17 protein-coding genes are annotated in these 19,849 nt (G+C 42.6%); 2 read left to right on the top strand and 15 right to left on the bottom strand.

The features are described from left to right. Positions 1-407: 407 nt before the first annotated feature. The 8 genes from H6G83_RS23915 to H6G83_RS23880 all read right to left on the bottom strand — a co-directional run bounded on the left by H6G83_RS23915 (position 408) and on the right by H6G83_RS23880 (position 9,523). Positions 408-797 (bottom strand): hypothetical protein, encoded by a 390-nt coding sequence (locus H6G83_RS23915; protein WP_190476525.1) that lies wholly within the window; start codon positions 795-797, stop codon positions 408-410. A gap of 171 nt (positions 798-968) precedes the next feature. Further along, positions 969-1,952, bottom strand: a complete 984-nt coding sequence (gene secF, locus H6G83_RS23910) for a protein translocase subunit SecF (protein ID WP_190476523.1) — start codon at positions 1,950-1,952, stop codon at positions 969-971. Continuing rightward, on the bottom strand, positions 1,952-3,373 hold the full coding sequence (secD, locus tag H6G83_RS23905) for a protein translocase subunit SecD (protein ID WP_190476532.1): 1,422 nt from the start codon (positions 3,371-3,373) through the stop codon (positions 1,952-1,954). Before secD ends, secF begins: the two co-directional genes overlap by 1 nt. A 111-nt stretch (positions 3,374-3,484) precedes the next feature. Continuing rightward, on the bottom strand, positions 3,485-4,054 hold the full coding sequence (locus H6G83_RS23900; RefSeq protein ID WP_190476521.1) for a Uma2 family endonuclease: 570 nt from the start codon (positions 4,052-4,054) through the stop codon (positions 3,485-3,487). Positions 4,055-4,244: 190 nt separating this feature from the next. Then, positions 4,245-5,228 (bottom strand): alpha-ketoacid dehydrogenase subunit beta, encoded by a 984-nt coding sequence (locus H6G83_RS23895; RefSeq protein WP_190476519.1) that lies wholly within the window; start codon positions 5,226-5,228, stop codon positions 4,245-4,247. Between the two features lie 486 nt (positions 5,229-5,714). After that, the gene (locus H6G83_RS23890) at positions 5,715-6,614 is read right to left on the bottom strand and encodes an ABC transporter ATP-binding protein (RefSeq protein WP_190476517.1); all 900 of its coding nucleotides are present in this window, start codon (positions 6,612-6,614) and stop codon (positions 5,715-5,717) included. A gap of 567 nt (positions 6,615-7,181) precedes the next feature. Beyond that, entirely contained in the window at positions 7,182-7,955 is a 774-nt protein-coding gene (locus H6G83_RS23885; protein WP_190476515.1) for an ABC transporter permease, read from the bottom strand. A gap of 92 nt (positions 7,956-8,047) precedes the next feature. Further along, entirely contained in the window at positions 8,048-9,523 is a 1,476-nt protein-coding gene (locus H6G83_RS23880; protein ID WP_190476513.1) for a BamA/TamA family outer membrane protein, read from the bottom strand. A 947-nt stretch (positions 9,524-10,470) separates the two neighbouring features. Between H6G83_RS23880 and H6G83_RS23875 the strand changes: the two genes are divergently transcribed. After that, positions 10,471-10,974 carry a YdcF family protein gene (locus H6G83_RS23875; RefSeq protein ID WP_190476530.1) on the top strand — a complete coding sequence of 168 codons (504 nt, stop codon included), beginning with the start codon at positions 10,471-10,473 and terminating at the stop codon, positions 10,972-10,974. Positions 10,975-11,366: 392 nt separating this feature from the next. Here the strand turns inward: H6G83_RS23875 and H6G83_RS23870 are convergent, their stop codons facing one another. The 6 genes from H6G83_RS23870 to H6G83_RS23845 form a co-directional block, all read right to left on the bottom strand. Continuing rightward, entirely contained in the window at positions 11,367-11,660 is a 294-nt protein-coding gene (locus H6G83_RS23870) for a DUF2288 domain-containing protein (protein ID WP_190476511.1), read from the bottom strand. Between the two features lie 253 nt (positions 11,661-11,913). Then, on the bottom strand, positions 11,914-12,324 hold the full coding sequence (locus H6G83_RS23865) for a type II toxin-antitoxin system VapC family toxin (protein WP_190476509.1): 411 nt from the start codon (positions 12,322-12,324) through the stop codon (positions 11,914-11,916). Between the two features lie 3 nt (positions 12,325-12,327). Next, complete coding sequence (locus H6G83_RS23860) at positions 12,328-12,621, bottom strand: hypothetical protein (RefSeq protein WP_190476507.1); 294 nt, start codon at positions 12,619-12,621, stop codon at positions 12,328-12,330. A gap of 371 nt (positions 12,622-12,992) precedes the next feature. Then, complete coding sequence (gene tkt, locus H6G83_RS23855; protein ID WP_190476506.1) at positions 12,993-15,005, bottom strand: transketolase; 2,013 nt, start codon at positions 15,003-15,005, stop codon at positions 12,993-12,995. 312 nt (positions 15,006-15,317) lie between these two features. Continuing rightward, on the bottom strand, positions 15,318-16,568 hold the full coding sequence (gene fabF / locus H6G83_RS23850; protein ID WP_190476505.1) for a beta-ketoacyl-ACP synthase II: 1,251 nt from the start codon (positions 16,566-16,568) through the stop codon (positions 15,318-15,320). 250 nt (positions 16,569-16,818) lie between these two features. Beyond that, a complete protein-coding gene (locus H6G83_RS23845; protein WP_190476503.1) occupies positions 16,819-17,070 on the bottom strand; it encodes an acyl carrier protein in 252 nt (83 codons plus the stop codon). A gap of 442 nt (positions 17,071-17,512) precedes the next feature. On the opposite strand from H6G83_RS23845, the gene H6G83_RS23840 reads away from it, so the two are divergent. Next, entirely contained in the window at positions 17,513-18,424 is a 912-nt protein-coding gene (locus tag H6G83_RS23840) for a CoB--CoM heterodisulfide reductase iron-sulfur subunit B family protein (RefSeq protein ID WP_190476501.1), read from the top strand. An 81-nt stretch (positions 18,425-18,505) separates the two neighbouring features. On the opposite strand, the gene H6G83_RS23835 is transcribed toward H6G83_RS23840, so the two are convergent. Further along, positions 18,506-19,840 carry a dihydroorotase gene (locus tag H6G83_RS23835; protein WP_190476499.1) on the bottom strand — a complete coding sequence of 445 codons (1,335 nt, stop codon included), beginning with the start codon at positions 19,838-19,840 and terminating at the stop codon, positions 18,506-18,508. Positions 19,841-19,849 lie beyond the last annotated feature (9 nt).

The raw sequence follows: 19,849 nt of genomic DNA, 5'->3' as shown, positions 1-19,849 counted from the left end.
CATTGTCGCCTTGTTACTTGGTCAACCTTTGCCTGTTGGTAGCTTCTTCCCTGAATCTTGGAGAAGCCCCACCGCTTTCTCTTCTGCTTAAACAAAAAACCTGCCCTTGAAAGACTGGGGACTGGGGATAGGGAATAGGGGACAGGGGACAGCTGACAGGTGTAGGTTTTTTATTGGTGTTCCAAAAACCTTGGTTTGGGGTGTAAGGGTGTAGGGGTGTAGGGGTGGATGAAACAATGATTTTCTCGTTAGTTTTAGAGTCCTTACTCACTGCTATATTAAAAACCTACACTTGTGAGACAGGGGACAGGGGATAGGGAACAGGGAACAGCAATGCAAACCTAAACCTGTCAAAGTATTGAAAAAATTTATGAATCAAAAATGTAACAATCTGATTAAGCCAGTTTTCAATGCGAAATCCACTTCCATAGCGGGTGTGATGGGCCTTGTTGACGGATTTGAAACACTTGTTTTTCTAGGCGTTGCTTTTCTTCTTTAGGTAAACCTAGCAGAACATTCCGACTTTGCCAAACTAAAACAGCAGCCGTCATTGCTATACAAAAAGTCAAACCAAGGGTAGACAGTGGATGGGAAGCAAGCCCATACCTTACTGCTACCCAGGTAAAGTATTGTCGCCACAAAGCAAATTCTGTACGCAAATTCCACAAAGAAACAGGTGCTACAGTCAGCCACAAACAGCCGACAAAGCACCACCTACCATACACAGTCAATTGGTGTAGTCTTTGGACTTGTTGAGTTAAAGATGGATCTGTATTCTCAACAGAATTATCTTCCATGATTGGGGACTGGGGACTGGGGAGATGGGGGAGGGGGGGGAGTGGGGGAGCAGAGGAGCAGAGGAGCAGAGGAGAAAATATTCATCATCACTGTCAACTGTCAACTGTCAACTGTCAACTGTCAACTGTCAACTGATAACTGATAACTGATAACTGATAACTGATAACTGACTACTCCACAGATGTATCGGCTACGCTTGCAGTTGTTAAGACCTCAGATTTGCTGGTGCGTTCTCGCCACAATGTTAAAAGGGTGCTGGCGATGAAGATGCTGGAATAAGCTCCCAGGGTAAAACCAATGATCAGTGCTAAGGCGAAGTTTTTGAGTGTTTCTCCCCCGAATAAATAGATAGCAAATAAGGTAAGTAAGGTTGTGAAAGTGGTATTGATTGACCTGCCTAAAGTTTGGTTAACTGCATCATCAACAATATCCGCTATGGGACGGTTGGGGTTGGTTTGTAATGTTTCTCTGATGCGATCGTAAATTACCACTGTATCATTAACAGAAAAACCTGTAATTGTCAATAGGGCGACAATAAATAGGCTATCTACTTCTGTACCAAAGACTAAGCCAAAAATGGAGAATATTCCGGCTGTCACTAACACATCATGGAAAAGAGCAACAATGGCAAATATGGCGTAGTCTAACTGAAAGCGGAATGCCAAGTAAACGACGATACCCACAAAGGATACAATCAGGGCAATCATCCCAGAGGTGAATAATTCACGTCCCAAGGTGGGGCCTACGGTGTCAAACTGGTTTTTCTGTTGGTCGAAAGCGCCTACTTTTTCAGTTAAGGCATTCTGTAAGTTAGTACGCTGTTCACGGGTGAGGTTTTTGGTACGAATTAAGATACCGTTTTCTGCACGGGTATCTTTATCAGTGACAATTTGAATGCTACTATCACCTAAACCTTGGGCTTTAGCTACATCCCGCACAACGTTGATATCAATGGGTTTGTCACAGTTTCCTGGTTGACTACAGTCACGCTCAAATTGTAATCTTGACCCACCGATGAAATCCAAACTGGGACGTAGGGGTGCTTTGATGTTGGGGTTTTGCCAAGAAATCACCATCGAGATGAGTCCAGCTAGAGTAAAGATGCTGGAAATTGTCCACCAGAGCGATCGCGATTTATTTATACTCAGTTTCATTAAGCCACCTCTGCCTTATTCGTTGCTTTTGTTTTTGGTAAGTTAGGACAGAATAATTCTGGTTTGCGTAAGCTAGGTATACTAATTGCCAAAAACATCAATGTGCGGCTACAAGTAATGGCGGTGAACATACTCACGGCTACACCTAAAGCCAAGGTTAAGGCAAAACCTTTAACTAAACCAGCACCCAACCAGAACAAGGCAGCACAAGCTATCACTGTGGTCACGTTGCCATCTAAAATACTGGAAAAGGCACGGTAAAAACCAGATTCTACAGAACGGTATAAGGATTTACCCGCTTGCAATTCTTCCCTTGTGCGTTCAAAAATGAGGACGTTGGCATCTACTGCCATACCAATACTGAGAACGAAACCAGCAATTCCAGGTAGAGTTAATGTTACACCCAATAAAGCAAAGCTTGCCCAGGTGAGAACAGCGTAGATAATTAAGGCAATATCCGCAATCAATCCTGGTAGTCTATAATACACTAACATGAATATCAGGACTAAAGTTAAACCGCCAATCCCTGCATAGATGCTACTGGTGATACTGTCTTTACCCAAAGTCGCCCCAACAGTACGAATTTCCGCAATTTCTACAGGTACTGGTAAAGCACCACCGCGTAATTGTACACCTAAATCATTGGCTTGTTCGGGGGTAAATCTACCTGTGATCACAGCCGAACCCCCGGTAATTCCGGTAGCAGCAAATTCTACACCGACAACGGGAGAGCTAATAAGTTCATTATCTAAAAAGATACCAATGCTGCGTCCTGTACCTGCTAGCTCTTTTGTCAACTGAGCGAACAATTCACCGCCCTTTTGGTCGAAACGAATAGCCACGTTCCAGTTACCGCCATTTTGGGTTGGTTCGCCATAAGCATCTTTGAGGTGCTTACCATCAAGGGGTGGGTTGGTGCTTTCAAATAACTCGTTGATGGCTTGATTATTTTTTTGTAAGTCTTCTAAATTTTTATTAATTGCTGCTTTATCAGTGCTTTTTTGTAATTGTGTTTTTTTGGCTTCCAATTCAAATCTTGATGCTTGGAAGGCTAAAAGTTGGGTTTCTGTACCGGGTTTTTGTTTGCGAAATTCTAGCTGTGCTGTTCCACCAAGCACCCTTTCGGCTTGTTCTGGGTCGTTGACTCCTGGTAACTGGACGAGGATTTTATCTGACCCCACCGTCTGAATAACTGGTTCAGAAACGCCAAGTCCGTTAATGCGACCTTCGACGACACTTTTGACTCCATCCAATTCGCGTTCGGTAATTTGCTTAATTTCTGGGGTTGTTTTCACCTGAATTGTAAGCTGGGAACCTCCGCGTAAGTCCAATCCCAAGGGTACGGGAATTGTGAATATCACCGCAATGGCGGCGATTAATAATACTACAATCAACGCTAATAGCGATCGCTGTCTCTGCATACCATAACTCGCAACTGACAAACGCTATAATAACGCTCTTTGTAAGAGTTATGAGTGATTCGTTAAGGTTTTGAATACCAAAGGCGGTTGTCTGAGCAAACCTCACTCTGATTATTCCAATACCACAGCTTCATACAGCAATTCTATAGGAAACTCCAGCCCAATGCTCGATAAGGTGATCATATCGCCAGCAACATAGGGATAGTAAAGCCACATTCTGCCTTCGCCACGGAAGTAACGCTCGACAGAAATTGTTTCAGAATCAATTAAAATATACTCTTGTAAACTGGGAATTTTCAGATAGTAATTGAATTTCTCTCCCCTATCCTTAGCGCTTGTACCGGGGGAAAGAACTTCCGCAATTAATTTAGGTTTTTCAATAAATTTACGCGCGTTGAGGTCTTGGGGGTCACAACTGACTATCACATCGGGATAATAGTAGGGACTTTGAGGTGTGACTTGCACTTTCACATCTGACACGTTGACGCGACATCCTCTAGAACGCAAATGCGGGTATAAGTTCCTGTAAAAATTGAGAGCAATATCGTTATGGGGAATTGTCCCACCAGTCATCGCAAAAACTTCGCCGTTAACATATTCGTAACGACATTCTTGCTGGGCTTCCCATTCGAGATATTCCTCGATGGTCATTTTTGGTTGTTCTTGGGGTGTGGCTATCATAACCAATGCTAATAATATTCATGGTGGGTGTAAGTAGGTGAGGGTGTTGATCAACCTTACACCCTAAATCAGTTATCAGTTATCAGTTATCAGTCCTGACAGCGTATGGTGTAGTGTAACAGCGCACCAACGCCTTCCACCAATTAGTGAGGAACTTAACTGATAACTGTTCACTGATAACTGTTCACTATTAAACTCGCAATGCAATCATTTTCTGCACAGCTTCAACGATTTGTTCTGGTTGTACAATTGTTAATCTTTCCAGAGTACCGTTGTAAGGTGTGGGAATATCTTGAGATGATAGACGCAGCACTGGAGCATCTAATTCATCAAAGAAGCGATCGTTGATTGATGCGATTAATTCGGCTGCAATACCCCCAGTCCGCATAGCTTCTTCCACAATAATTACTTTGTGGGTTTTGCGTACAGATGCACCAATTGTTTCTAAATCTAATGGTTTGAGGGATATTAAATCAATTACTTCTGGGTCGTATCCTTGTTTTTCTAAAGCTTTCACGGCTTGGACTACGTGATGGCGCATCCGTGAATAAGTCAATATTGTGACATCTTTACCACGACGAACAATTTCCGCCTTATCCAAGGGTACGAGGTATTCTTCGTCAGGTAAGTTTTCTTTGAGGTTGTAAAGCAGAACGTGTTCAAAAAATAGAACTGGGTTATCGTCACGGATGGCTGACTTCAGCAGCCCTTTAGCGTTGTAAGGTGTAGAACAGGTGACAATTTTCAAACCTGGAACTGCTTGGAAGTAGGTTTCTAGACGTTGGGAATGTTCTGCACCTAACTGTCTACCGACACCACCAGGGCCACGAATAACTAAGGGAATTTTAAAGTTACCACCGGAGGTATAGCGTAGCATCCCCGCGTTGTTGGAAATTTGGTTAAAGGCTAGGAGCAAAAAGCCCATGTTCATGCCTTCAATTATAGGACGCAAACCAGTCATGGCTGCGCCCACTGCCATACCAGTAAAGCTGTTTTCGGCGATGGGAGTATCTAAAACTCGCAATTCACCGTACTTTTTATATAAATCTTTGGTCACTTTGTAGGAACCACCATAGTGACCTACGTCTTCACCCAGAACGAAGACACTGGGATCACGAGCCATTTCTTCATCAATGGCTTCCCGCAGAGCGTTGAAGAATAGTGTTTCTGCCATTTAGACCTTTTATTACGACTATTATTTTAGAATCTTATCGCGCCACCGTAGCTAATATAGTTAGCGATCGCACTAGCTGAGAAAGTTGTTAATGTCAATTAACTCGAATCCGGCAACATAGCGGTTTAATTATATCTTTGTGTGTGACCATCAATTACATGACCAGTGTTAATTACTTTTGAGCAAGGTGTAGCTTATACATATATGGCTACCCATGACAACGAAAAATCAAGGGTTTGGACAAAGCTTGATGAGTAAAAGAGTGGAGAAGTATACATATTTCCAACGTTTACACTTAGTCTAAACAGACAACCTTAGTGCGTAGTCCCTACCTTATTAACTGTTCCCTATTTCCTATTTACGCCAATCTATTCAGATATTAACCAGGATTGTTATAAAATTCATCATGTTTTTTTAGAGATACGTAGGCTGGTGCAGCAACCTATCATGATATTGGTCAGAAATGCTACAGATATTTATGTGTTTTCAAGATGCAAATTGTTGTGTTAGTTCCAGATAAATATGTTCTAATCGTACTGGCTGACGAGAAATAGCATCGATAGGTATACCTTCAAAGCGAGAAATAATTTCTTTTAAATCTAAAGATTCCGGTAGCCAAAAAGCCAAATCTTTATCATAATATCTGTGTGTAAAACCATATGCTTGAGCGCGAGCGATCGCCTCTTTTTCCTGTGTAGTTTGCATAACTAAAACTTCCTGCGCCGGAATTAAATTGCGTAACTCGGCTAAACTACCTTCAACTAAAATCTGCCCTTGTTTGAGAATCCCAATTTTTTGACACAGCCGTTCTGCTTCATCTAGTAAATGAGTTGTGAGTAAAACTGTAATCCCCTGAGACTTCAGTTGTCTAATCAACTCCCAAACCTCATAGCGCGATTCAATATCTAATCCTGTTGTTGGTTCATCAAGAATTACTAATTTTGGCTGATGTACTAACGCGACAGCAATATTTAATCGTCGCTGCATCCCCCCGCTCAAAGTTTCTACCGGACTTTTTGCCCTATCTAATAAGTTTACAGATAATAGAGTTTCTTTAATTTTTTGATTAATAATATTTTTACTTAAACCATAAATCTCTGCAAAAAATCGCAGATTTTCTTCACAAGTCAAACTTTTATATAAGATATTTTCTTGAGGAGCGATACCAATTATTTTTTTAGTCGCTTCAGAAATAGGCTGATTATTAAGTTGAATATCACCACTATCCGCTTTAAGTAAATTACAAATAATATTAATAGTTGTGGTTTTACCTGCACCATTCGCACCTAATAAGCCATAAATCTCACCATTGGCAACATTGAGATTCAAATTATGTAAAACTTGTCTCTTGCCGTAAGATTTATTTATATTATTAATTTTGAGCATTTTCAAAGTTATTAAGGGTAATAATTACTAATTTGTATAGGACTTACGCAACTGGCACTTGGGGTAGGGTGCGTCAGATAAAGAAAATCCTTTAATGTGTACAAAATCATTGGGGCTGACGCACCCTACTGGACTGTCTAGACTAAATTTGTGCATTAGCAAACTCTTGTGGGATGGGCATCTTGCCCGTCCGGTGCGGGCAGGATGCCCACACCACAAGAGTTATATTTATGCAATATTTTAGCCTTGCCACGCCACTACAGTTAGAGGCTATTGATAAAGTAAATATTAAGTAGGGGAGGCAAAAAGCAGTGTGGATATTCCTCCTGCTTTATTGCCGTTGTGTTACGGCTATGTCAGGATTTGAGCGTTGGCGAAATGAGGAATTAGCCGTAACGCACCAGCAAATACGGTGCGTTCAGCGCTGCTTTAACGCACCCGACAATTTCAGGTTTACTTTATAAGTCATCTCTTAGTTTGATTATGACACTTGCGTAAGTCCTATTGTATTAAAATTATAGTCCAAAGGAAAAAACTTTAGTCCTCGTTATGTAATAATAAAAATTACTATAATCTTCTTTCTACAATTAACATTCTTTGATAAGAAAACCAACCACCTACAACCATAACTACAGCAAAAACTAACAAAAAGTTAAAATGTGAGAGTATTTTATCAACTGCGGCGTTCTGAGATGACACCGCCACAAAAGCCTCATTCATGTGGTATATGGGATTAAATCGAGCGAGATTCAGCAGTGTTTTGGGAAATAATGTAGTTGGTAAAAATGCCCCGCCTAAAATTAACAAAGGAACGCCAAAAGCTGCTACTAGAGAATTGACATCTTCAATTCTCCTAGCTAATTGTGTACCGAGAAGAAAACCCAAACCAACATAAGCAGCAATACTTAGAAAAATAATGGTCAATCCTAATAGAATTGAACCTTTGAAAGACGCTCCCCAAAAAGCAGCGATCGCATAAATTAATAAAGCTTGACCAATACCAATGCAACTATGAGCTAGAAAAATCCCCAAAAAATAAGATACCCCACTCAAAGGAGAGATAAAAAGACGTTTAAGAGTTTGCTGTTCCCTTTCCGCCACCACAGTAGACACTGTACCACCCAAACAACTAAAAAACAGCGCCGCACCAACTAAAGTTGATGGCGCAGCATAAGAAAAAGCATCAGCTAGCGGTAATTCCGCCCTTTCCGCCAATATAAACCCGCTCAAAGTCAACACAGATACAGGGAAAATACTCCAAAAAATTAAACTGCGTCTGCGGCGTAACAATTCTATTAAAATGCGTTTGCTAACTGCGATCGTTTCATGCCAGTATTTCATAGGTTGACAGTTGACAGTTGACAGTTGACAGTTGACAGTTGACAGTTGACAGTAAAAATAATCTGATAACTGATAACTGATAACTGATTAATTCAAAACTTCTGTCCAGTAGTAATTTCTAACCTGACTTCTCCTTGGTCGCTAACGCCTAAGTCGCCGCGAAATAAGCCGAAGGGGGAGTTGAGGCGGACTCCTACACCATAGCCAAAACCGCTTCCGGGTTTATTTCTGACTACACCCGGTTGTCCAATGACGGTTTCCGCAGACCCAAAATCTGAGGCGAAGTCAGTAAACACAACTCCACCAATTGATTCTATGATGGGGAAACGATATTCTACAGAAGCTAAACCATAACTGCGACCACTGGCGAGTTTTCCCGAACCGTGACCGCGTACAGAATTTAATCCACCTAAATTAAACGCATCGGCTGGGGGGAACTCTCCCAGAATAGTACCTAGTTGCACATTTACCGCCACCATTTCCGAATTATCTGGGAAATTCTGCTTCCCTATCCATGTGACTGGGAGATACTGAATATAGTTTCCTTGGATGCGGTTACTAAAAATGTTACCCAGTCCCAAAGGTATGGCTTGTTCGGTGCTGAGGGTGAGAATTGAACCTTGTGTGGGATTTGAGCGGCGATCGCGTAAATCTCTGGTCACAGCCAAGGATAATGTAAATAGGTCATCAATCCCTGTACCACTCACAGAAAGGGGATTACCAAATTCATCAACCTGGACAACGTTATAATCTTTGTCACGCAAGCTAATTCGAGTAAAGTTCAGACCTAATGCTGCATCCCAGTCATCGAAAGAACGGAGTACAGCCACAGAACCGCCAAATCTACCTTCCCTGGTTCTGTCGCCGTTTGCTAGTTTAACCTGATCATCAAAGGTAGGCGAGATGCGGCGATCGCGGAAAGCTGATACACTATAACCCAAGCGTTCCGGCTCCCCTGGACGGTAAGGACTGGTAAATTGACTATTAAATTGCACATCCTTCCCACTAACTTGTACAGTTGTCGCCAACTGGTCATTCAAACCACTGATATTGGCATCCCTATAACCTACCCGACCATACAAGCCGATATCATCATTACTACCACCTCCAAAATTCCAACTAGGAAAGCGGCGTTCTTTAATGTCATAAATAATACTTACACCAAAAGGGTTTTCTTCTCGATAAACCCTAACATCATTGAATGATTCTAGCCTCCTCAATCTTCGCAAATCCGCCTGTAGTGCTTCATCACGGAATATTTCCCCAGGCTTGAGTTTTAACAAACCCAGAATAAAATCTTTTTGAGTGCGTCCTTTAACTGGCTGTCCTTGGTCGTCAACCGACTGATTATTTTCGTTGAGGAAGCGAATTTGGATATCCTGAACAATTGTTTGCGAAGATTCATCCGCTTGAGGAACGCCCACATAATCACCATATTTGGCGTATCCATCGGTAACTACACCATCAGGCAAATCTTCCGTTTCCACTATAACATTTGCCAGCACTGGCTGAGATTTCCCACTCAGTAACAGCCCCACCACCAACATTACAACTATTGGAACACGCATATTGGCTACCAATTAGTGTTATTAATTTTGCCTCATTTGGTGAGTATAAGCAACTGTTAAATCAGTTATCAGTTATCAGTTATCAGTCTTGACGGTGTATGGTAGGGCATAAAAAAACGTTAAAATAAGCCTTCCACCAATTGGTGTGGTGTTTCACCAATATATTTAAGTACGGGCGGGTTTAGCTGACATATCTGTTTTCCCCATGAATTTCTCAATGAACCCGCCCCTAAAACTGTTCACTGTTCATGGTCATTAGTCTATAGTAGGACTTACGCAACTGGCATATTTTTTCTGTAGGGTGTGTGAGGAGCGATAATATTTGAACGTAGTCATGAGACTTGTAGCGTCACGCACCAACCACCAATTGTGACACTTGCCTAAGTCCTGTATAGTACATAGTTATTTAAATAAATAGTATATTTGCACTATCTGATAGCGTTTCAATTTATTGAATAAGTTATGGAATTGGTTATGAGAAATACTTGAATAGGATACAAATATAATTATAAGTATTAATAATGTTTAAAATTTAATGTATAAATCCTTACTATCAATAAATATACTCATTAAGCATCTAACAACCTAACTATCTATTAGTAGGTATTACAGAAATAATACTTTGCACTTACTACGTGCTAGTAGTTTATTCAAGTTGCATCAGTCCAGTGAGAAAACAATAGTTAGATTAAATACTTAATCAAACATTTTTATATAGCCTTATGGCTAGATATGTCAAAAGAATTTGCCATAACAGCTTTAATAGTGTATCAGCATAAAGTATCCTTGCTAAGGTAAATTCTACTAAAATCTGCTAACCTACATAGATATTTTGCTTATATTCCGAAAAATTTAGTCCTTATAGACAAAGTTATAGAGCCTTGAAGAATAATTTATTGTTAAGAGGTAAATCATTTCAATTTGCGGTGCTTGTTTTACCGCTACTAATGTGGTTTGGATACAAAGAAGCCAAAGATAACCAGACACCACCCCAAGCGGTTGTAGTTTTGGGCGGATCAACTAAAAACTTAGAAAGGGAAAAATTCACTGCTAGTTTTGCCCGTAAGCATCCGAATTTACCAATTTGGATCTCTGGAGGCAGTCCACCCACATATACTAGACTGGTGTTTACCAAGGCTGGCATCGATTCTAAACGGTTACATTTAGATTATGAAGCCGTGGATACTGTAACTAATTTTACTACAATAGTAGATGAGTTAGAATCTCGCGGCATTAAAAGTGTGTATTTAATTACCTCAGATTTCCATATGCGCCGTGCTTGTGTAATTGGCGAGATCGTTTTGGGTAGTCGAGGAATTGCTTTTAAACCAATATCAGTTCCGTCAAAGCAGTCACCTGAACCGATTGAAAAATCTTTTCGTGACGGGGTAAGGGCTTTAGTTTGGGTGGTTACAGGCTATACAGGTGCGGATCAAAAATACAGGCGGTAGAGACTTGCAGATAACAAATATTCAAGATTTAGGGTGCGCTACTTACGAGAAACCTTGGCTATACCAACAAAATATTCATAAGTAGCGCACCCTACTGGCATGACCGGACTAATTTTGTGCATTAGCCAACAATCTATCATCTTGTTCATCTGCGTTTATCTGCGTGCATCTGCGTTCGATTTTCCCCCATCTAATGCCACATTTTAGTCCGGTCACGCTACTACTAGCGCGACCGGACTAATTTTGTGCATTAGCCAACAATCTATCATCTTGTTCATCTGCGTTCATCTGCGTTCATCTGCGTTCATCTGCGTTCAATTTTCCCCAAACCTATTGCCACATTTTAGTCCGGTCGCGCTACTACTAACTGTCACTGATAACTGATAACTGTTTTAGGCTGCTATTTCTTGGACTAGAACATAGGGCTGTATTATCATTGTGTTAAATCTCTTTTGCTGATTACTGTTCCATAGTCCTAGTTGCTGGTTGGAAGGTTTACTAATCAATGCCTCATCAATCCATCTTTGGACTAAAGGAATATTATCATTAGCGATCGCCTCTCCCACATCCAGCAAATCTAAATCTAAAGAAACCACAATCACTGCATCTCTTTTCACATGAGGAATCAACCATTCCCACTCAGCTTCATCTATGGTTTCTGATAATTCTGTTCTTAAATCTGACATGATTCTCTATCTTTAGCTTATCCTTCAATTTTACATGAAATGAAATAAGCGAATCGAGCAGGGTAATAAGTAGTGAAAATTGGGAAATTTACTATTTACTTTAAGATTTTCTTATTAATAGGACTTACGCAACTGGCATATTTTTTCTGTAGGGTGTGTGAGGAGCGAAAATATTTGAACGTAGTCATGAGACTTGTAGCGTCACGCACCAACCACCAATTGTGACACTTGCGTAAGTTCTGATTAACTCAGTTTATGACTCTGCTATTAGCCAATTCTCTAACTTTACTTCTGGCACTTTGAGCAAATCAGAATCATTAGAAACCAGAATTAAATCACGTATAATTGCAGTAGCCGCAATCAATATATCTTGTTCTTGAATCGTCAAGCCCCTACGCCGTAAATCCACATGAATTTCACAAGCTTTTTCTATAATTGCTATATCATCCAGAAATAAAATTCCATAATCACTACAAAACTGCTGAAAATCAGCTAACTGTCTAGTAGCATTTATAGATAAAAGTCCTCGCTTAACTTCATAGTAAGTTATACAACTAATAAATATACCGTCCCCGCGAAGAGTTACTTGCCGTAATTTATTATTAACAGGTGTAATTTTCTTCAAAAAATAACTAACAATATTTGAATCTAGCAGATAACCCACTATTTATATCCCTTCTATAGCTGCATCAAAAATTGCTATTTGCTCTGGAGGTAAATCATTCAAAGTACCAGAAACTGCCTCTAGCGTCAATAATTTTTTTATTCTGCGTGTCATTTCATTTTCATTAATAGCTTGCAATTCTTTTGAACTAAATTGACTAAAAAGGTCTACTAACATTTCAATCATTTCTAATTTTTTTAACTTTACCTGATATAAACTATTACCTTCAAACAACTTTTCCACAATAGGCGCTATCCGCTCACTTAGTTCTTGATGATAACTAACAACTTCCGCCATAACCCCACCTACCTATAAACTCATCAACCCAATTATAACCCTTCTCCTCTCTTCCTCCTCTGCGTCAACCTCAGCGCTCTTTTGCGTTAAAAAAAAAGGGCGTTGCTGAATCAAGATATGAATTGGTTTCACGCAAAGGCGCAGAGACGCAAAGTTATAGCAATCGCCACATAGGTTAGGACATTTATGAATCATAAAATCCTTACACCGAAAAGCTTGCTTACCTGTCACCTGTCACCTGTTCCCTGTCCCCTGCTATATAAAGAAAAAGGAAGTTTAATTTGTCTTTTCATATTTCAATTCAGCAACTCCAAAAAAAGGGTAGGCATTATGCCCACCCAAAAATTAACCTCAGAGAATATTCCGTCTTATTAACCTAACAATTGTTTAGCTTTAGCTAACACATTATCAACAGTAAAACCAAACTTCTCCAAACAAACGCCACCAGGAGCAGAAGCACCAAAGCGATCAATTGTGACTGCATCGCCTTCAGTACCGATGTACTTGTGCCAACCAAAGCTGCTAGCAGCTTCTACAGCCAAACGCTTGGTAACAGCTTTAGGTAGAACTGACTCTTTATAAGCTGCATCTTGTGCTTCAAACAAATCCCAAGCGGGTAAGGAAACAACACGTACCTTCTTACCTTCGGCTGTCAGCTTCTGGGCTGCGGTGACAGCGAGGTTCACTTCTGAACCAGTAGCAATGATGATTAAATCTGGTGTCGCATCATCACCAAAAACGATGTAACCACCCTTAGCTACGCCTTCAACGCTGGTATTCGCCAAGTTAGGAACGTTTTGACGGGTAAACGCCAACAAAGTAGGATTGTTGTGTTTAGCTCTTTCGATCGCCACTTTGTAAGCGCCAGAGGTTTCGTTACCATCGGCGGGACGAATTACTGTCAAGTTAGGAATGGCGCGTAGAGAAGCTAAGGTTTCGATTGGTTGGTGGGTGGGGCCGTCTTCACCTTGACCGATGGAGTCGTGAGTCATCACCCAAATCGCACCTGCCAGAGACAGAGCGGATAAGCGGATGGCAGCACGCATATAATCGGTGAAGATTAAGAAGGTCGCGCCGTAAGGAATTAAGCCAGAACCATGTAGCGCAATACCGTTACAAATTGCACCCATAGCGTGTTCACGCACACCGAAGTGGATGTTGGGGTTTTGGTATTGTCCTTTTTGGAAATCGCCTTTACCTTTGATTTCGGTGAGGTTGGAGTGGGTTAAGTCAGCCGAACCACCAATGAGTTCAGTAACAACCGCCGCCAATTTGTTGAGGCAGGTTTCTGAATGCTTACGGGTGGGAACACCTTTATCTTCAGGGGTGTAGGTGGGGAGAACTTTATCCCAACCATCAGCTAGTTTGCCGCTCAGATAACGCTCAAATTCAGCAGCTTCTTGGGGATACTTGGCTTTGTAGTCGGTGAAGGTTTTGTTCCAGTCAGATTCGTAACCTGCACCCCGCTCTACAGCTTTGCGGGTGTAGTTGAGGACATCTTCGGGAACTACAAATGGCTCGTGTGACCAACCCAGATTTTGCCGGGTTAAGGCTACTTCGTCGCCACCTAACGCCGCACCGTGAACACCAGCAGTATTGGCTTTGTTGGGGGAACCGTAACCAATTGTAGTTGTCACCTTAATCATGCTGGGCTTATCGGTGACAGCTTTTGCTTCTTCAATAGCTTTAGCAATACCTTCTAAATCGGTGTTACCTTTTTCTACGTGCAGAACGTGCCAACCGTAGGCTTCAAAGCGCTTGGAAACATCTTCGGTAAAGGCTACGTCCGTAGAACCATCGATAGAGATGTGGTTATCGTCGTACAGAGCGATGAGTTTACCTAGTCCTAAGTGTCCAGCCAAGGAAGCTGCTTCACCGGAAACGCCTTCCATGTTGCAACCATCACCGAGAATGACGTAGGTATAATGGTCAACAATCTTGGCTTCGGGTTTGTTGAACTTAGCCGCGAGGTGAGCTTCGGCGATCGCTAAACCAACACCATTAGCAATACCTTGACCTAGTGGCCCGGTAGTTACTTCTACGCCTGCGGTCATAAAGTTTTCCGGGTGTCCAGGGGTTTTGGATTCCCACTGACGGAATTGCTTGATGTCATCAAGGCTGACACTGTCATAGCCTGTTAAGTAGAGCAGTGCGTACTGCAACATCGAGCCATGACCGGCAGACAAAACAAAGCGATCGCGGTTAAACCACTGAGGATTTTTCGGGTTATACCGCATATAGCGATTCCATAGCACAAAAGCCATTGGAGCCGCGCCCATCGGCAATCCAGGGTGTCCCGATTTTGCCTTTTCTATAGCATCAACAGCCAAGAAACGGATCGCATTAATAGAGAGTTCTTCGAGGGATTGGGTTGCAACAGCCATAATAAGATTGTTTTTAACGACGGGTTAGCACTCTTGAGCTACTGTTACCGGGGAGGTTCTCTTCCCCTACGGTATCCTCATCATCCCATTCCCGATTGCTCATGGACAAGCGGGAACTCCTGAGATTGTAGTAATTTATCAAGCCAAGAATTAGGTCACGCTGAACTCTTAGCTGAGGAAAGGAATGATCTCTATGATACTTTTAGCTGGGTTATTTCAGGAGATTGGATGTCAGTGAACAGTTATCAGTTATCAGTTGTCAGTTGTCAGTTGATTTCCACTGTCCACTGTTCACTGTTCACTGTCCACTGTTCACACGTACTTCTTGAAGGCTAGCGTGACATTATGACCACCAAATCCAAAGGAATTGGATAAGGCAACCTGGACTATGTGAGAGCGGCTAGAGTGAGGAACGTAATCTAGATCACACTCTGGGTCGAGGTTTTCGATATTAATTGTAGGGGGAATTTGGTCATGAACGGTTGCTAGCACTGTGGCCACAGCTTCAATGCCTCCAGAACCGCCCAAAAGATGACCTGTCATTGACTTTGTAGAACTGACTGCTACTTTATAAGCATGGTCGCCCAAGGCTCGTTTAATAGCTTTGGTTTCATTGGGGTCGTTAGCGGCGGTGCTAGTGCCGTGAGCATTGATGTAACTGACTTGTTCTGGGGTAATACCTGCATCTTTGAGAGCTAGTTGGATGGCTCTAGCAGCTCCTTCACCACCAGGAACTGGGGATGTCATGTGATAGGCATCACAGGTCATGCCATAACCAATAATTTCGGCATAAATCCGAGCGCCGCGACTGATGGCGTGTTGCAGCTCTTCCAAAATCAGAACTCCCGCACCTTCACCCATAACAAATCCATCGCGATCGCGGTCAAAGGGTCGAGAAGCATGAGCTGGGTCATCATTGCGAGTTGACAAGGCGCGTGCTGCCGCAAATCCTGCGACACACAAAGGTGTAATTGTTGCCTCTGCTCCACCGCAAATCATTGCCTGGGCATAACCGTTCTGCACTAAACGGAAAGCATCACCGATGGCATTCGAGCCGGCGGCGCAAGCAGTGACGGTACAGTTATTTGGGCCTTTGGCTCCAGTGTGAATTGCCGTTAATCCAGCCGCCATGTTGGCTATCATCATGGGAATCATGAAGGGACTACAGCGATCGGGGCCACGATTAAGGTAAATTGTTTGTTGGTCTTCCAACACCTTGAGTCCGCCTACCCCAGAACCAATAATAACTCCTATCTGTTCGGCGTTCAGTTCATTGATGACTAATCGGGAATCTGCTAGTGCTTGCTTGGCTGCTGCTACTGCAAATTGGGAAAACCTGTCCATGCGCTTGGCATCTTTACGATCCAAATACTCATGGGGGTCGAAGTTTTTCACTTCCCCTGCAATGCGACAATCATGGCTAGACGCATCAAATGAGGTTATATAATCAATGCCATTGCGTCCGCTTAACAATCCTTCCCAATATTCATCGGCTGTGTTACCAATAGGTGTAATTGCGCCGACACCCGTGACAACTACCCGTTTACGATTATGCTCTGTCATGACTCAGTTAAAGGTGGCGAGAATGCTGCAAAAATTAGGGACTAGAGGTTAGGGACTAGGAAGAGGCAGGGGACAGGGAGCAGGGGGCAGGGGAGAAAAAACTTTTCTCATACCCAATACCCAGTCCTCAATCCCCCTTCTCTGCGAGAGGCTACGCCAACGGATTCGCCAGTTCCCTACGGCGGGAAACCCGCCTACAGGACTGGACTCACCAGTACCTAGTCCCCAATCCCCAGTCCCTAATTGCTTCTTAAGCTGATGCGGCAACTTGGTTATTGATGTAATCCACCGCTTCTTGCACGGTTGTGATTTTTTCGGCGGCTTCATCGGGAATTTCGATATCAAATTCTTCTTCCAAAGCCATTACTAGTTCTACTGTATCTAGGGAATCAGCCCCTAAATCGTTGGCGAAATTGGCTTGTGGTGTAACTTTTTCAGCTTCTACACTGAGTTGTTCCACAACAATTGTCTTGACTTTTTCAAAAGTGTCTGATTGGCTCATAAATAAACGTCCTTCACCAGTTGCTATTGTCTGCGCTTTATGGGCGACATGGTTTTGAGCATATACATCTTATCGGAAAGCGCGATCGTCCGTATAGCGTTCTAATTCCAAATCATAGAATAGGGTGGGAGCAGTGGTAAGTGCTGATTGTTGGGTAGTGAGTGAGTATTTTAACTTAGCAAGGTTAATCTTTCCTCTACAAGCGAATCTTTCTAGCAATTCTCAGCAATATGTGAGTGTAAACAAGAAAATACGGCACTTTAAGCGATGGGCTACTGCGACCTTTGGCTAACGCATTCAGTTTTTAACTACTGTAATTTAATAATTGTTACTAAAATTTTGACCCATGTCCAAAAAAATTACATTCCCTTATCAGTATCGCTTATAAGGGCTGATAGAAAAGTTATCATCGGGGCAGTTGCCCGAAAATAAACCTAGTTTTATGCTATCTCAGACATTAAAATATGCTTACTTTCCTGGCTGTGTTGCCCAAGGTGCTTGTCGGGAACTGTATCAGTCTACTCAAGCGCTAACTCAAGCTTTGGGTATTCAACTGATTGAATTGAAAAAAGCCGCTTGCTGTGGTTCTGGTACGTTTAAAGAAGATTCCCAACTGCTAGAAGATACAGTTAATGCTCGCAATATTGCCCTAGCAGAAGAATTAAATCTACCTTTACTCACCCATTGCAGCACTTGTCAGGGTGTGCTTGGTCACGTTAACGAACGTTTGCAAGCATCTCAGACAACTAACCCTAGTTATCTAGAACAGGTGAATGGTCTGCTACACAAAGAAGGTTGTTCACCTTATCGCGGTACTACTGAAGTTAAACACCTCCTTTATGCTTTAGTCACAGATTACGGCTTAGAGGAAATCAGCAAACGTGTCACTCGTCAACTATCCGGCTTGAAATGTGCGGCTTTTTATGGGTGTTATTTGCTACGCGCTCAAAAGTTGATGCCCTATGACGATCCTTATAATCCCCAAGCAATGGAAAATGTATTTCAGGCAGTGGGGGCAACACCAATTTATTATCGTGGACGGACTCAATGTTGTGGCTGGCCGCTTGCGAGTTATGCTACTACCGAATCTTTTAAGATGGCGGGGATGCACATTCAAGATGCCTTAGCCGCAGGTGCGGACTGTTTAGTTACACCTTGTCCTTTATGCCATCTCAATTTAGATTCTCGTCAGCCAGAGGTGGAAAAAGTCATCGGTGGGAAATTAGGTTTACCAGTCCTGCACTTACCCCAGTTAATCGCTTTGGCTTTAGGCGTTAGTCCTCAAGAATTAGGATTAGAACGCCACATTGTTTCTACAAAACCAGTGTTGCAAAAATTAGGAATTAGTCATTAGTCATTGGTCATTAGTCATGAGAAAGGGCGAGGGATTGTTTTCTCCCTTCCCTTTTTACCTCCTTCCTGCCTTTTTCCAGAATTACACCCAAATCTGGACTACTCGACCTTGTAATTCCTGACCTAACCAAGATGTATTTTGAGAAAGGGTATAAAGATTTTTCTTTTCGACCTGCCAAATTTTCTGGGGGTCAAATAAAGTTAGTTCTGCTTTATGATTAGTTGCAACCGCAGTCACTTTTTGCTGTAGACATTCGGCTGGACGGTTACTCAAAGCTTGCCATAATTCTAAAGCTGTAAATTCTCCGGTTTCGACAAGATGCTGCCAAAGTAAGGGTAATGCTAACTCGAAACCAATTGCCCCTGCTGGTGCTTCGGCAAAGGCTTGGACTTTTTCTTCGTAGGTGTAGGGTGCATGATCTATGGCGATCGCATCTATTACTCCTGTCCGCACTCCCTCACGTAATGCTTTGACATCACTGGCTGTTCCCAATGGTGGGTCTAAATGCAGGCTAGAATTATAACTCTTAATTGCTTTTGTGTCAAGTAATAGGTGCAACCAAGTGGTGCTGGCACTGATGGGTAAACCCTGAGCTTTAGCGGCGGCTATCAGTTCCACACTACGGGCTGTGGAAACACGCATGATGTGTACTTGACGATTGCCTGTAGCAGCAACTAACTCTAATAAAGCGGCGATCGCTGTTGTTTCTGCACTAGCGGGTATAGGCGGCAAACCAAAGCGGATAGCATCTGCACATTCGCGCATAACACCATTGGCAGTAAGGAGGCGATCGCAAGCCCAAAATGCCACAGGTTTCCCCAACGGCTGGACATATTCCAATACCCGCCGCACCAAGCTTAAATTATCTAAAGGTAATCCATCAGTAAAACCAATCACCCCCGCCGCCGCTAAATCAGCCAATTCCGTCATCTGCTTACCAGCCACATCCAGAGTCATCGCACCCCAGATGTGGAGATGGGGGAGAGGAGGAGATGGGGGAGTAGGGGGAGATGAGGAAGTGGGGGGAGTAGGGGAAGAATTATTTCCCTGTCCCCTGTCCCCTATCCCCTGTACCCTCTTCTGCAACTGCGCCACCAGCCCCGGATTATCAATAGCCGGGGATGTATTTGGTAAAATGCTGATTCTAGTAAAACCACCAGTCGCCGCCGCCTGCATCAAGGATGAAAGCGTTTCCCGCTCTTCAAAGCCTGGTTCCCCTGAGTGGCTATATAAATCCACTAAGCCAGGGCCAAGAACTAGCCCCCGACAATCTCTAATTTGGGTATCAGGACTGATATCAGAAATATTAACGGCGATTGCTTGGATGACACCATCAGCAATTAACACATCTGTGATATTATCAATACCCGAAACTGGGTCAATCACCCTTACTTGTTGCAGAAGTTCAGTTGTCATGTAACCTAT

Source organism: Anabaena azotica FACHB-119 (assembly GCF_014697625.1).
In the GTDB taxonomy this organism is placed as follows: domain Bacteria; phylum Cyanobacteriota; class Cyanobacteriia; order Cyanobacteriales; family Nostocaceae; genus Trichormus; species Trichormus azoticus_A.
The sequence above is the reverse complement of the archived record's forward strand: the minus strand, read 5'-3'. Positions and strand labels throughout refer to the sequence as shown.